We start from the raw sequence: 14,568 nt of genomic DNA on the forward strand, positions 1-14,568 counted from the left end.
GATGAGCATTTTAAAAGGAGTAGGTGTTGCCCTGGTAACGCCCTTTAATGAAGATTTGTCCGTAGATTTCGACAGCCTTACCAAGCTGGTGGAATATAACATAGAAAACGGAACTAAGTATTTGGTGGTATTGGGAACGACAGCAGAGGCGGCAACACTTTCTGCTGAAGAAAAGAAGCAGGTGATCGATCATATCATTAAGGTAAATAACCAGCGCCTTCCTTTGGTACTGGGCATTGGCGGCAACAATACCCTTGAAGTGAAAAAACAGATTGAAGAAACTGATCTTTCCGCATTCGAAGCTGTGTTATCAGTTTCTCCGTATTATAATAAACCTAACCAAGAAGGACTTTATCAGCATTACAAGGTATTGGCTTCCACAGGTAAAAAGATCATTATTTACAACGTTCCGTCAAGGACAGGACAGAATATTGAAGCAGATACCACTTTGCGTCTTGCTCAGGAATTCCCGAATTTATTTCTGATTAAAGAGGCAGCTCCGAATATCCTTCAGTATTTTGACATCCTCAGGAAAAAGCCTGAAGGATTCTCCCTGGTTTCCGGAGACGACGAGTATACGCTTCCGGTGACCTTAGCCGGCGGCGATGGCGTTATTTCCGTAATCGGTCAGGCTTATCCGAAAGAATTTTCCACCATGGTCCAGCTGGCATTTGAAGGGAAAGTACAGGAGGCTTATGCTATCCACAATAAACTGGTTGATATTACAAGATTGATTTTTGCTGAAGGCAACCCATGCGGAGTCAAAGCTGTTTTAACAGAAAAAGGGATTATTAAAAACTACCTGCGCCTTCCTCTTGTAAAGGCTTCAGAAGGTCTTTACAATAAGATTAAATCTGAAATGGCCAATATTTAATACTGAATGTAAAATATAAAGTGAGAGGCCTTTGCCTTTCACTTTTTTAATGAAAAAAACAAGGCATATGAAATTTATAAAAGCAGAACGAAAACATATACAGCTTATTCGTGACTTAGCCGCCATGTCCTGGAAGAGTGCTTATTCAGAAATCCTTTCTGAAGATCAGATCAGGTATATGCTTGAGAATATGTATTCGGAAAAAGAAATTTCCGGGCATCTGGATCAGCAGCACTACCATTATTATCTGCTGATGGACGAACACCAAGACTTATTTCTCGGATTCCTGGGTTTTGAATACCATTATGAGCCTGAAACTACCAAGCTGCACCGCATCTATCTGGTAGAGGAAAGCAAAGGGAAAGGCTATGGTAAGAAAGCCCTTGAATTCCTGAAAAAACAGGCTGCCGAAGCAGGGGATAAGAGAATTATCCTGAATGTCAATAAGTATAATCCTGCCCGTATATTTTACGAATCTCAGGGATATGCGGTGTATGATGAAGGCGTATTTGATATTGGTAATGGTCATGTGATGGATGATTATCTGATGGAGCTTTCACTCAGGGCCGACTAAAAATTATGTAAATATTAAAGGTAATTCTGTAACAGCTTAGGTCTCTGTTTCATGCATCTTTGCAGTACAGTATAATGAGCTTTGCAATACAATCAGATACCTGATCCGGTTTCGGTTTATTCAGGTATACATATTTTTTCATCCTTAGTGTTTGATTCCTGTGTTATACAATACAGGAGTTTTTATTTTTAAAAATATCGATAAAAAGCACTCTAAATCACAATTTTATGACATAAATTGCTATATTTACGATGTTTTTAATACACCATATACACTATATTACGATGAAACTTTATGTGAAATTTGATATCAATACGCTTTGCAGAAAGGTATTGGATCAACAGCTCAGGGAACATGGTCTCCGGTACCGTTTTCTCAGCTTCGGAGAAGTAGAGCTGTACGAATCATTGAACCATGACCAGCATGTGATTTTCCGGAACAAACTGGCAGACTATGGCATTGAAGTCATAGAAAACCAGAAAACGGCACTGGTGCAGAAGATTAAAGATGCCATTGTTCAGCTTGTTTTTTCAGATGAGATTATTCCTGTTAAGGCATCGGTTTATCTTGCGGAAAAACTGAATCACAGCTACGGCTATCTATCCAATCTTTTTTCCGAAATTGCCTGTACTTCCATTGAAAATTTTATCATCCTGCAGAAAATTGAGTATGCTAAAGAATTGATTGTGGGAGGCAGGCAGAATCTTACTGAGATTGCCCGTAAGCTTAATTATTCCAGTGTGGCGCATTTAAGTTCACAGTTTAAGAATACAACCGGCCTTACACCTTCGCAGTTCCAGAAAATTATGGCCAAGAGAAAAAGACTGTACAATCCCCTGAATCATAAAATGCAATCATGAATACTGAAAATCTGAGGATTGTAGTCGCTGATCACGACGAAGTAAACAGGATATTTTTCAGGAACATATTTAAAGAGGCTAAAGTACCGGTCAGTTCTTTAGAATTTGACTCAGGCCGTTCCATGATGGAATATTTCAATACTATTAGCAAGGCTATACCTGGGATCCTTTTTATGAATCACAATCTCCCGGGTAAAGAATCTGCTGCCTATCTTAATAAAATAAAATCGGATCCCGAATTTTCCAGGCTCATTGTCGTCATATACTCTTCCGGTCTTACAGAAGAGCAGATTGAGGATATGTTTATACGGGGCGGCAATATTTTTATGAGATTGCCGGACAATTACCAGGAACTGAAAAAACTGCTTCTGGAAGTAGTAAACTCAAGCTGGCAATACCATGCATCAGCACTAAGCATTGAGACGTTTATAATGAGAGTTGAATAAATAATTGCTGATATTAATGTTATTTATTGCATAATAATTATATATGCGAATTTTGTAATGAATTAGGGGAATGATGTAAAAACATTCCTTGATTTATCATCATCTTTGTAATAACAGTAATGTGAAACTTTAAAGGTAAAGGCAGCAACAGGCTTTACCGGTTACCATATTAATCACAAAATGAATTATCTGTATTTCTGGCATTAAGCGCAGAAGATCTTTACATAAACGGTACAATCATGAAAACTCTATCTTATTAAGGGAATCCTATTCGTTTCATTTTATTATTCTTTCTTTAGTAGACTGTAGTTTAATTTTTATAATAAGCATACCGGAAACATAATTCATTTTGTTTTAAAAGGCACATGAATCAGACAAACAGTAAAAACATTCATCCTCGTCGAAAGGACCAGCTGGATAATTTCAGCTGATTTTCAATGAGATTATTTCTTCTGAATAACAGTTTTATAAGGGGGCCGTACGAAGCTATGCTTTGTGCGGTTTTTTTATGAAATTTTACTCCATTTATTTTTGCCTCTGTAGTATCTCAGATAGTAATTTTTAATAATCTGATGCTCGGCCAGGGACAAAAGAGGATCCTTATCCAGTATTTTTTCAACAGCTTTTTTAGTGGTTTTGATGATGGCGGAATCGTTAACCAGATCCAGTTTTTTGAAATCTACCACACCGCTCTGCTGGGTACCCAGGATGTCACCGGGTCCGCGCAGCTGCATATCCACTTCGGAAATTTTGAAGCCGTCATTGGTCTCGGTCATGGTTCTTATGCGCGTCCTGCTTTCCGTCGTCAGTTTGTCTGAAGTCATCAGGATGCAGTAGCTCTGTTCGGCACCCCTTCCTACACGGCCGCGCAATTGGTGGAGCTGGGACAGCCCGAACCTTTCGGCACTTTCGATCACCATGACAGAAGCATTAGGTACATTTACGCCTACTTCAATTACGGTAGTGGCAACCATAATTTCTGCTTTGCCGGAGGCAAAATAATTCATGGCTGCATCTTTTTCATCCGGTTTCATCTTTCCGTGCAGCATGCTTACATTATAGTCTGAAAAAGCATCCATCACATGCTCCAGGCCTTCCATGAGGTTTTTATAGTCCAGCGTTTCAGATTCTTCAATCAGCGGGTATACAAAATATACCTGCCTGCCTTTCAGGATTTCATCCCGACAGAAATTATAGACATAAGCTCTGTCTTTTTCCCGTCTGTGGGCCGTAATAATAGGTTTCCTGCCGACCGGCATCTCATCAATGACCGATACGTCAAGATCGGAATAAAAGCTCATGGCCAGCGTCCTGGGGATTGGTGTAGCTGTCATGACCAGAATATGGGGCGGAATGCTGTTCTTTGCCCACAGTTTGGCGCGCTGGGCTACTCCGAAACGGTGCTGCTCATCAATGACTGCCAAACCGAGATTCCGGAATTTCACCTTATCTTCCAGGATCGCATGGGTGCCGACCAGAATAGAAAGCTCACCACTTTCAAGCTCTCTATGAATGATTTTCCGTTCCGCAGCTTTTGTGGATCCGGTTAACAGACGTACATTAACCGGAGTGTCCTGTAGAAGGTCTTTAATTCCGGTGTAATGCTGCTGGGCCAGAATTTCCGTAGGTGCCATCATACAGCTCTGAAAACCGTTATCTAAGGCAATCAGCATGGTGAGTAGGGCGACCATCGTTTTCCCGGAACCCACATCACCCTGTAACAGCCTGTTCATCTGCACAGGTCTTTTCATATCTATCCGGATTTCCTTAAGTACCCGTTTCTGGGCACCGGTAAGGTCAAAGGGAAGATGATGGTCATAGAAGTCATTGAAATGATTTCCGATTACCGGAAAAGGATTGCCGCGGGAATGTGTTTTATGATGGCGTTTTTTCAGGCCATAGCCCAGCTGGAAGAAAAAAGACTCTTCAAACTTCAGCCTGTAATCTGCTTTTTCAGCATGCTCTGTATCTTTCGGGAAATGAATGTTAAGATAAGTGTGTTGTCTGGAAAGAAAACCAAATGCATTGGTAATATAGTCGGGAAGGTTCTCCTGAATAAGTTCCGGTATTTCTTTGCAGATATTCTTCAGGACTACCTGGAAAAACCTTTGATTTAGTCCTCTTTTAACAAGTTTCTCAGAACTTGGGTAAATGGGCTTCAGCCGGTTGTCATTTTCCTTCTTCTCTTCAGCTTCAATCTCCGGATGCGGCATAGAAAACTGTCCGTTGAAAAAATTCACTTTTCCGAAAATATACACTTCACGGCCTACAGGCAGTTGCTCCTTAAGCCATTTGGAATATTGGAACCAGACCAGGTCCATGGTTTCCGTATCATCACTGAACTTAGCTGAAAGCCTTTTGGTTTTGCCGGTCTGGATTTCCTGTACCTGGGTAATCCTGCCTCTCAGCTGAATTTCCTGATTGGCCTCATGCAGCCGCGATACCTTATAGATTTTGCTTTTATCCAGGTAACGGATAGGATAGAAGTTCAGGAGATCCTCTACCGTGGTGATCCCCAAGATGCTCTTGATCAATTTAGCTCTCTCCGGACCAATTCCTTTTACGTATTCTATGGAAGTTTCTAAAGTCATGAAAAACGAGCCTCTAATTTCGGGAAAATAGAGTAAACTTTAAAATCTAATGGTTAAAACTTCTCCGGAACTTTAACTTTTTAATCTGGATTTAAATTTGTTCTGGTATTCTTCCCACTGCTGGCGGGTGCGTATCTTTTTATACAGGTCCTTGGAGATCAGTTCAAGGTAAGGTTCCAGTTCCTTAGCAGACAGTTCTCCCTGCAGCAAGGTAATAGGGCTCCCGGTCTCATCCAGGAATACAGTGCTGGGTACGGCTGCTACATTCATATACTGCGTGAACTCATGAAGTGTATTCCTGCCTTTCTTATGGGTGCGGTCAGGATTTGAGAATTTTCTTTCAAATATACTCACCGTCCTTTTTTCCTCTGCGTTAAATTTTACCGGATAAAAATTTTCATTCAGCATTTCAGTTATGATTGTGTTACCGTATGTGGTTTTGTCCATAATTTTGCAGGGACCGCACCAGTCTGCATAGAAATCAATCAGTATTTTTTTAGGGTGCTGTTTCTGGGCAGACAATGCTTCTTCAATGGTCATCCATTTAACCTGGGCAAAGCTGAAGCTTAACCAGAACAGGCAAATAATGCTTACTACTTTCTTCATGATTTGGATATTTAAGTAAAAGTAAGCATAATTTGCGTATTGCTATTTTACTTCCTGCATTAATTTTCTAACGTATGGGGAAATAATAAAGAGAAGCACACCGGCAATTATGGAATACAGTCCCAGTTGCTTATAGCCTTCGGTATAGGTGATGAGGGCATCATAATTTGATGAACCTTCTTTTGCTGTTGCCATGCTGGCACCAATAATTCCGGCAACATACTGCCCGTAAGCAGAGGCCAGAAACCACATGCCCATCATAACGCCCTGGAGCTTATTAGTTGAAAGTTTGGTCATAATGGAAAGGCCGATAGGAGAGAGGCACATTTCCCCCAATGTAATGGCAAATAAGGCGATAGTAAATATGCCTAAAGAAGTAATGCCGAGGCTGTTGGCAAAATAGCGCGTAGTGAATATGACATAATATCCCAGACCCAGAAAGAGAAAACCAAGCCCGAACTTAATGATGGTGTTGGGTTCAATCTTTCTTTTGCCCAGCCAGATCCATAACAGCCCTAATGGAACAGCCAGCAGAAGGATGAAAAATGCTCCCCCTGAATTATTAACCCCGTTAGGATTAAGATTGAAAAGATCCCTGTTCAGGTTCTTGGCTGCGAAAATACTCAGTGAGCCTCCGCTCTGTTCAAAAATGCCCCAGAAAATAATGGAAAAGATAATGAATATCAATGCGGCAATGAGCTTGTTCCTCTCTGCCGGTGTTACTTTGGTCATTTCATACAAAAGGTACAGCAGGGTAAGAGGTCCTACGGTATACATGAAGTAATTGGTATATTGAGGAACCGAAACCATAGTCATAATGAGCGGAATAACAGCGAGTGTTCCTATGTATACTGCGATTTCATGCCATTTTTTTATTTTTTTCGCAGGTTCATCTGATAACGGATGCCCGGGCTGTAAACCGATAGGCCCCAGCTTTTTTTGTGTGAATACAAAATTGATAAGGCTGATCACCATGACCACGGCAGCCAGGCTGAATGCTATATTCCAGGTTTTATCATGAGGGATGTAATCAGAAAAAACATCTCCCTGTCCAATGGCAACGCAGAAGTATCCTCCGAGAAGGGCACCCAGGTTGATTCCTGCATAGAATAAGGTAAAACCGGCATCTGTTCTTGTATCACCGGACCTGTACAGTTTTCCGACCATAGTGGAAATATTGGGTTTAAAGAATCCGGTGCCGATAATGGTAAATGAAATTCCGAAGAAAAAATAGTCATGCGGATTCAGGGAAAGGATAATGCTTCCCGCGATCATCAGGAGTCCGCCCCAGAACAGCGATTTCCTGAATCCTAAGATCTTATCTGCAAACAATCCTCCTACAAAAGTGAATGCATAGACAAAAGCCTGGGTTGCTCCGTACTGGAGATTGGCTTTCTCTTCACCGAACCCTAATTGGGAGATCATAAATACCACAAGCATTCCCCGCATCCCGTAAAAGCAGAAGCGTTCCCACATTTCGGAAAAGAAAAGGTTCCAGATCTGCGTCGGGTATTTTCCTTTGAAATCCCTTATTTCGTCTAAAGTTAAATTCATGTCTGATTAAAAATATGTAATTAAGGTTTTGACTGATCCCGGTCCAGCTCGAACCGGATCCTGTCCTGATCTATAAGTTCTTTTAATTCTTCCTCTTTGGGAAGGTATAATAAATATTGGCTGGCGAAAAGGTTGTTTTTGTCATTCAGTACCGAGTATTTGACGATGGTTTCGTCTTTTTCGGAACACAAGAGGATTCCGATAGTAGGGTTATCGCCTTCAATACGTTTCAGGTCATCGTACATCCTTACGTACATGTCGATCTGCCCGATGTCCTGATGGGAAAGTTCCCCCGTTTTCAGATCGATAATGACGAAACATTTCAGTAGGTAATTGTAAAAAACAAGATCAATATAAAAGTCTGAAGTATCGGTAGCAATGTGCTGCTGCCGGGCTACAAATGCAAATCCCTTCCCGAATTCCAGCAGGAACTTCTGGATATGGTCTATAATAGACGTTTCAAGGTCTTTTTCTGAAATTTTTTCGTCCGGTTTCAATCCCAGAAATTCAAAGATGTATGGATCTTTCAGTATATTCTGAATGGTTTCTTCAGATGTTTTACGATGTTCCAGCACTCTTTCATAAGCCAGCGAATTGATCTGCCTTTTCAGGTCTCTGGAATTCCAGTTATTCTGAATAGATTCGTTAATATAGTAATTTATCTTATCAGTATTGTTTAATCTGATCAACAGTCTGTAGTGAGTCCAGCTCAATTCGTGACGCAATGCGTCACATATTGGAAAGGATTGATAAAATATTCTCATATTTCTGAGATTGCTTTCATCAAATCCTTTTCCGAATTCAGTGGTCAGTTGCCGGGAGAGATTTTTCAGGATATAGCTTCCGTATTCTGCCCTTGCTTTTCCTTTCTGTTCATCTTCCACAATTAATTTCCCGATCTGCCAGTAGGTAAGCAAAAGGGTAGAGTTCACTATCCGAAATACTTTTTCGCGCGACTGCTGTATAATATCCTTTATGGAATGGAATAAAGAACTTTCGGAAACTTCCATCATACGAAAATAAAAAAAACCTCTGACTTGGCAGAGGTTTTAAAAAATATTTATTTATGCTTAGTTGACACCGTGCATCATTTTCTTAAGGATCGGTGAGATAAGCGCCAGAATTACGGCAGCTATACCACACAATACCACGAATACCATGAAGAATTCAAAAAGATTATGGATTTCAAACCCTGCAAATACAGGATTCTGCAATGGCAGCTGGGCTTTTTCAAAAGCCGCAGCCTGTTCTGTGGTAAGAGTTACTTTCTTATCAAGTACATCCTGAAGGTTAACGCCTATTTCCTGGGCCTTTGTGAATTTATCTCCCGTAGCCGGAATCAGTGCTCCCAATGAACCTGCAAGAGCATATCCTGCGGCATTGGAAATAAAGAATACCCCATATAAAAGCGATGCAAATCGTTTAGGAGCCAATTTACCTACCAGGGATAATCCTATTGGAGACAAGCACAGCTCACCCATGGTCTGGATGAAGTACAACAGCATTAACCATTTAATAGCCAACAGTCCGGAATTTCCTAAATCTTTTACATTATGTGCAATAATAAAATAACTTAAAGCGATTAAAGCAAGACCCATTGCCTGTTTCATAGGAGAAACCGGCTCTTTTCCTTTAGCTCTCAGTTTATCCCAGATCAGACTGAAAGGCACTGCCAGGATCACGACGAAAATCCCGTTGAAGATCTGCACCATGGAAGGCGGCATATTCCAACCGAAGATGTTTCTGTCCGTCTGGTTATCAGCAATGAATGTCAATGAAGATCCAGCCTGTTCAAATGCTGCCCAGAAGAAGATGATAAAGAATGATACGATGTAGATGACCCATATCCTCTGTCTTTCCACTTTATTTTCTGCAGAAGACATGATCAGGAATGCAAGAGAAATACCTGCTGAATAAATGAACGGATAAATGATTCCTTTAATCAGCTGGCCCATTTCTACGGAATTGAACCCAAATTCTCCTACAAGGAGGTATCTGAACACAAAGAATAGCACGATAAAGATTACTGCGGTAAATGCAAGAAACTTGTTGGAGAATTTAGCAGTCTGGGTTTCACCCTCTTCAAAATCCGCACTCGTATTGTTTTTTGGTAATCCTCCGATAGGCCTTCCTTCAGGGGTTACTACATATTTATTTTTAAGAATAAAGAAAGTTACGGTTCCTACCACCATCGCGATAGAAGCGGCCAGGAATCCCCATTTGAAAGCAAAAATATCCCTTACTCCTGTAGTGGCGTCCTTTACGTCACCTACGTATGGACAGATAAACTGGCCTAAGAATGCCCCGATATTGATTCCCATGTAAAAAATGGTGAATGCAGAGTCCAATTTTGATTTTTCCTGCTTAGGATAAAGGCTTCCCACCATAGAGGAAATATTAGGCTTGAAAAACCCGTTACCAAAGATAATAACGAACAGGGCAAGCCACATGATCATCTTAGCACTCCCAAGGTCAGCCGAAAAGCTGGATGCACTGATAAACAGCAAAAACTGCCCGATAGCCATTAAAGACCCACCGATCAGGATCGCATTCCTGTTTCCGATATATTTATCGGCAATAAAACCACCTAAAAGAGGCGTTAAATAACATAAAGCTAAAAATCCACCGTAAATGATTGCTGCATCTGCTTCTTTAATTAATAGGGAATTTACCATGAAGAGCGTCAACAGAGCTCTCATTCCATAAAAATTGAAACGCTCCCACATTTCTGTTCCAAAAAGCACCCATAAACCTTTCGGGTGTCTGGAACCTTTTTTCTCTACCCATTCATCCGGTTTCGGACTTAATGCTTCAGTATTATCCATTTTATTGTTAATTTTTGTTAAGACTGACAAATATAGTTTTTTTTGGGTTTTCAGCAAGGTTTAATTTTACAATTGCCAAAAAAAGCTGCAGAAGAGTCCTGCAGCCTGATTGATCATTGTATTGCTGAAGCTTAATGCCCTTTTTCCTTCATAATCCTGTTTAGTCTTTTCAGCATGGAAAGCCCTAATAATGTGGCAAATATCAGCAGCCCGAAATTTACCAGGAAGTAATTCATCTTATTGTCATAACTGTACCACGTACTTGCCAAGATCCCGGAAAGCTTATTACCCACCGAATTGGCCAGGAAAAAGCCGCCCATCATCAGCGCAGTAATCCTCGCCGGTGAAAGCTTGGATACAAATGACAACCCCATCGGGGAAAGGCAAAGTTCTCCTACAGTAATAGCCCCATAACCGGCTACCAGCCACCAGGGAGATACTTTAACGGCACCGTTATCACCGGCTGCTACAGCAGCTACCATGACCAGGCATGATAAGGCTGAAATAAACAGCCCTAAAACGATCTTCGTAGGGGTAAGCGGTTCTTTCCCTCTTTTTCTCAGGAAAGCCCAGACACCAACCACTACCGGTGTGAGGGCAATGACCCAGAACGGATTGATGGATTGGAACAGTTCCGTATTATAGAGGTATACTTTCTTGTCAGGATTTTTCTCCAGTTCTGCACGCTGTTCGGGCGATATGTTTTTAAAATACACATCCTTTCCGGATTCCTTTATCGTCTTTCCGTCTTTGTCCTTTTGCGACTGGAACTGGTCATCGTAAACAGGGACTTCGCTGTTGGCATAGCTCTTCCCATCTACCATATAAATGTTTTCGAGAGGTTTCTCCATTATGGCAGGAACGCTTCTGTCTGTATAATAATTAGCCCACCTCGTCAGAGCCGTTCCGTTCTGTTTGAAGACCGCCCAGAAAAACATACTGATCATGAATACTGAAAGTAAAGCACCGATGGAAGATTTTTCTTCAGGCTTTGCTTTGAAATACAGTGAGGCATAAAAGTAAATAACGGGAATACAGGCAAAAATAAAGGCATCCGTACTGTCACTCCCGAAAATATTTCCTGGGATGAACCATCCTCCCGCTCCGAAAAGAATAGCCGGTAAAAATACCTTCAAAAGGATTTCAGACAGCTTCGTATCGCCATCCTGCACAGGCTTCATCTGCGCTGCGTGAATATAATGTTTCCTGCCGACCGTAAATATAACGAGCCCGACTAACATTCCGACACCTGCGGTAATAAAAGCTTCGCCCCAGCCGAATTTATTCCGCATAAATGCCGCAATAATATTACAGATGAAAGCCCCGATATTGATTCCCATATAAAAAATGTTATATCCGGAATCCTTATTGGCCTTGTATGGCTCTTCAGAATACAGGTTCCCCAGAAGAGTGGAAATGGTAGGCTTGAAAAAGCCGTTCCCGATAATAATTAATGCGAGGGAACTGTAGAATAAGGTAAGATCTTTGAAAACACCCATTCCGATATATCCGGCAGCCATCAGGATACCGCCTAAGTATATTGATTTGATATATCCTAAGACCCGGTCAGCCAGAAATCCTCCGATGAAAGGAGTGAGATAGGTCAGGGCAATATAGGTTCCGAAAATGTCGTCAGCCGTTTTATCCGGAAGCCCGAGGCCACCTTTCAGGCCGGTAGGTTCAATAACGTACAGAACGAAGATTCCAAGGATCAGGTAATACCCGAAACGCTCCCACATTTCCGTAAAAAAGAGGAATGGCAGCCCTTTAGGATGTTTGATTTTCATAGATGTAAATTTCAAATTTCACAAATATAGAATTTTAAAAATAATAATTGAATTTGGGTAACTTTGAATACCATAAAGATGAGAAAATGGAAATTACGTTAAAATATTTAGAAGTTTAAAGTCATTTTTGTTAAAATATATTTGAGGGAAACCATAAATGTAGGATGTAAAGTTAAAAACTGAAAATCCGAATCTTACATGTAAGATTCGGATTTTTTATAGTTCAATTTATCAGGTTATAAATTTTCCAGGATAAAATTGGTCATTTTCTGGTACAACTGAGGTCTTGTATATCCTCCGTAGATCCCGTGGTTTTTATCCGGGTATGCCATGAAATCAAACTGTTTCCTGTTTTGGATCAATGCTTCAGAGAATTCCATGGAATTCTGGAAATGTACATTGTCATCTGCCGTTCCGTGGATCAGAAGGAATTTACCTTTCATTAAACTGGCATATTCAGTAGGGGAGTTCTTATCATATCCGTCAGCATTTTCCTGCGGAGTCCTTAAGAATCTTTCGGTATATACGGAATCATAATACCTCCAGTTGGTCACCGGAGCCACTGCGATTCCCATTTTAAAGACATCGGCGCCTTTCGTCATGGCAAGGCTGGTCATGTACCCGCCGAAGCTCCATCCAAACATTCCAATCCTGGTTTTATCGATATAAGACTGGTTCCCGAACCATTTGGCAGCGGTGATCTGGTCTTCAATTTCGTACTTTCCTAAATTCATATAGGTGACCTTTTTGAACTTAGCACCTTTATATCCGGTTCCGCGTCCGTCCACACAGGCCACGATATACCCTTTCTGTACCAGGTGATTGAACCACAATGTATTACCGATATCCCATGAATTGGATACCTGCTGGGATCCCGGTCCTGAATACTGATACATGAAAAGTGGGTATTTCTTTTTCGGATCGAAGTTTTTAGGCTTCATGATCCATGCATTCATCTGATCGCCGACCGCATTAGGTATGGTAATAAATTCTTTATCCACAAAGTTGTCCGCTTTTAGTTTCTGAAGCTGCTCATTATTATTCTGAAGCTCCTTCACCACTTTTCCGCTGCCGTCTTTCAGAACGAATGTATACGGGCTTGCAGCGGTAGAAGAAGTTTCGATAAAATAATTGTAATTCTTGCTGAAGCTTGCAGAATTGTTACCGTCAGGTCTGGAAATCAGCTGGGACTTTCCGTTTTCGATATTGATTTTGGAAACCACCTTGTTGATGCTTCCTTTTTCCGTTGTCTGAACGTAAATTTCCTTTGATTTCGGATTGTAACCATAGTAATCTGTAATTTCCCAATTGCCCTTGGTAACCTGTTTTTTAAGCTTACCCTCTTTGTCATACCAATACAGGTGACGGTTACCGTCTCTTTCAGATGCCCAAAGGAAAGAATCATCTTCCAGGAACTCAAGGGTCGGATTATCGGTATCGATCCATTTTTCATCCGTCTCGGTAAAGAGCTTCTGAACCGCTCCGGTTTTGGTATTCACTTTCAGGATATCAGAAGCATTCTGTATCCTTTGGGAAGTAATGAGAACAATTTCATCGGCTTTAGCCGTCTGGAATACATTGGCAATATAATAGTTTTTGAAGGCCCCAAGATTTACCGGGATGGTTTTTCCGGTATCTAAACGGTACAGCTGTGCAGATACGACAGAGTTATTTTCTCCCGCCTTAGGGTATTTATAACGCATTTCCGTAGGGTAAAGCGTTTTCCCGTAAATAGGAATGTATATTTCCGGAACCTGGCTTTCATCCGATTTAACGAAAACGATGGCATCAGAATTTTTGGTCCATTCATACTGTCTCGCATGCCCGAATTCTTCTTCATATACCCAGTCGGCTAAACCGTTGATGATAGCATTTTTCTTACCGTCTGTAGTGATCTGGGTAATTTTACCGGTATTCAGGTCCTGGCAAAATAAATTATTATCTGAAATAAAGGCGACTTTTGAAGCATCCGGGGAAAACCTTGGCTCCTGAACGGTATTCCCGTTATTCAGGCTCGTTACCTTACCAGATTTCAGGTCTTTTACCTCGAATTTTCCCAGAAAAGAATGGCGGTAGATCGGCTGGCTCTCTTTCAGCAAAAGGATTTTGGATTCGTCATCGGAGAACTCGTAACTCTCAAACTGGCCGTCAATGATATTTCCTTCCTTCTGGGAATTCTTATATGAATATTTGGCAATTCCGGTTGGTTCGATTACCAGGTAGTTTTCACCGTTCTTCATGGAAGTGATCCCGGCAATGCCTTTCCCGCGGTAGTATCCTGAATAAATTTTATCTAAAGTGATTTCCTGTGCCGACAGGCTGTGAAAAGCAGCAGCAAGACTAAGGGTCAAGAATATTTTTTTCATTCTAAATTCTAATATCATAAAGCACCAAATATAGTGATTTTTACAAGAAAAAAGCCGGCAATGATGCCGGCCTGATCCTGATGGA

The 14,568-nt window shown here is 41.1% G+C and carries 11 protein-coding genes; 4 read left to right on the forward strand and 7 right to left on the reverse strand.

Annotated elements, in window-relative coordinates:
• Position 1 precedes the first annotated feature (1 nt).
• The 4 genes from dapA to CGB83_RS16355 all read left to right on the forward strand — a co-directional run bounded on the left by dapA (position 2) and on the right by CGB83_RS16355 (position 2,754).
• A complete protein-coding gene (gene dapA / locus CGB83_RS16340) occupies positions 2–874 on the forward strand; it encodes a 4-hydroxy-tetrahydrodipicolinate synthase (protein ID WP_100076770.1) in 873 nt (290 codons plus the stop codon).
• Between the two features lie 67 nt (positions 875–941).
• Complete coding sequence (locus CGB83_RS16345; protein ID WP_100077627.1) at positions 942–1,448, forward strand: GNAT family N-acetyltransferase; 507 nt, start codon at positions 942–944, stop codon at positions 1,446–1,448.
• 284 nt (positions 1,449–1,732) lie between these two features.
• On the forward strand, positions 1,733–2,308 hold the full coding sequence (locus tag CGB83_RS16350; RefSeq protein WP_100076771.1) for a helix-turn-helix domain-containing protein: 576 nt from the start codon (positions 1,733–1,735) through the stop codon (positions 2,306–2,308).
• A complete protein-coding gene (locus tag CGB83_RS16355) occupies positions 2,305–2,754 on the forward strand; it encodes a response regulator (protein WP_100076772.1) in 450 nt (149 codons plus the stop codon). The genes CGB83_RS16350 and CGB83_RS16355 overlap by 4 nt, the downstream gene beginning before the upstream one ends.
• 506 nt (positions 2,755–3,260) lie before the next feature.
• Here CGB83_RS16355 and recG read toward each other — a convergent pair.
• The 7 genes from recG to CGB83_RS16390 all read right to left on the reverse strand — a co-directional run bounded on the left by recG (position 3,261) and on the right by CGB83_RS16390 (position 14,483).
• The gene (gene recG, locus CGB83_RS16360; protein WP_100076773.1) at positions 3,261–5,345 is read right to left on the reverse strand and encodes an ATP-dependent DNA helicase RecG; all 2,085 of its coding nucleotides are present in this window, start codon (positions 5,343–5,345) and stop codon (positions 3,261–3,263) included.
• 72 nt (positions 5,346–5,417) lie between these two features.
• Positions 5,418–5,951, reverse strand: a complete 534-nt coding sequence (locus CGB83_RS16365) for a thioredoxin family protein (RefSeq protein ID WP_100076774.1) — start codon at positions 5,949–5,951, stop codon at positions 5,418–5,420.
• A gap of 42 nt (positions 5,952–5,993) precedes the next feature.
• Positions 5,994–7,505 carry a peptide MFS transporter gene (locus CGB83_RS16370; protein WP_100076775.1) on the reverse strand — a complete coding sequence of 504 codons (1,512 nt, stop codon included), beginning with the start codon at positions 7,503–7,505 and terminating at the stop codon, positions 5,994–5,996.
• 20 nt (positions 7,506–7,525) lie between these two features.
• Complete coding sequence (locus CGB83_RS16375) at positions 7,526–8,518, reverse strand: PDDEXK nuclease domain-containing protein (RefSeq protein ID WP_100076776.1); 993 nt, start codon at positions 8,516–8,518, stop codon at positions 7,526–7,528.
• A 57-nt stretch (positions 8,519–8,575) separates the two neighbouring features.
• Positions 8,576–10,330 (reverse strand): peptide MFS transporter, encoded by a 1,755-nt coding sequence (locus tag CGB83_RS16380; protein WP_100076777.1) that lies wholly within the window; start codon positions 10,328–10,330, stop codon positions 8,576–8,578.
• Between the two features lie 131 nt (positions 10,331–10,461).
• The gene (locus tag CGB83_RS16385; RefSeq protein ID WP_100076778.1) at positions 10,462–12,117 is read right to left on the reverse strand and encodes a peptide MFS transporter; all 1,656 of its coding nucleotides are present in this window, start codon (positions 12,115–12,117) and stop codon (positions 10,462–10,464) included.
• Positions 12,118–12,353: 236 nt separating this feature from the next.
• Complete coding sequence (locus CGB83_RS16390; protein WP_100076779.1) at positions 12,354–14,483, reverse strand: S9 family peptidase; 2,130 nt, start codon at positions 14,481–14,483, stop codon at positions 12,354–12,356.
• Between the last annotated feature and the right edge of the window lie 85 nt (positions 14,484–14,568).

Origin of the sequence: Chryseobacterium camelliae, assembly GCF_002770595.1 — a bacterium.
GTDB lineage: Bacteria > Bacteroidota > Bacteroidia > Flavobacteriales > Weeksellaceae > Chryseobacterium > Chryseobacterium camelliae.

What these genes read in the sequence shown, in the direction of transcription:
- dapA (WP_100076770.1), top strand. Translation starts at nt 2, where the DNA reads ATGAGCATTTTAAAAGGAGTAGGTGTTGCCCTGGTAACGCCCTTTAAT.
- CGB83_RS16345 (WP_100077627.1), top strand. Translation starts at nt 942, where the DNA reads ATGAAATTTATAAAAGCAGAACGAAAACATATACAGCTTATTCGTGAC.
- CGB83_RS16350 (WP_100076771.1), top strand. Translation starts at nt 1,733, where the DNA reads ATGAAACTTTATGTGAAATTTGATATCAATACGCTTTGCAGAAAGGTA.
- CGB83_RS16355 (WP_100076772.1), top strand. Translation starts at nt 2,305, where the DNA reads ATGAATACTGAAAATCTGAGGATTGTAGTCGCTGATCACGACGAAGTA.
- recG (WP_100076773.1), bottom strand. Translation starts at nt 5,345, where the DNA reads ATGACTTTAGAAACTTCCATAGAATACGTAAAAGGAATTGGTCCGGAG.
- CGB83_RS16365 (WP_100076774.1), bottom strand. Translation starts at nt 5,951, where the DNA reads ATGAAGAAAGTAGTAAGCATTATTTGCCTGTTCTGGTTAAGCTTCAGC.
- CGB83_RS16370 (WP_100076775.1), bottom strand. Translation starts at nt 7,505, where the DNA reads ATGAATTTAACTTTAGACGAAATAAGGGATTTCAAAGGAAAATACCCG.
- CGB83_RS16375 (WP_100076776.1), bottom strand. Translation starts at nt 8,518, where the DNA reads ATGATGGAAGTTTCCGAAAGTTCTTTATTCCATTCCATAAAGGATATT.
- CGB83_RS16380 (WP_100076777.1), bottom strand. Translation starts at nt 10,330, where the DNA reads ATGGATAATACTGAAGCATTAAGTCCGAAACCGGATGAATGGGTAGAG.
- CGB83_RS16385 (WP_100076778.1), bottom strand. Translation starts at nt 12,117, where the DNA reads ATGAAAATCAAACATCCTAAAGGGCTGCCATTCCTCTTTTTTACGGAA.
- CGB83_RS16390 (WP_100076779.1), bottom strand. Translation starts at nt 14,483, where the DNA reads ATGAAAAAAATATTCTTGACCCTTAGTCTTGCTGCTGCTTTTCACAGC.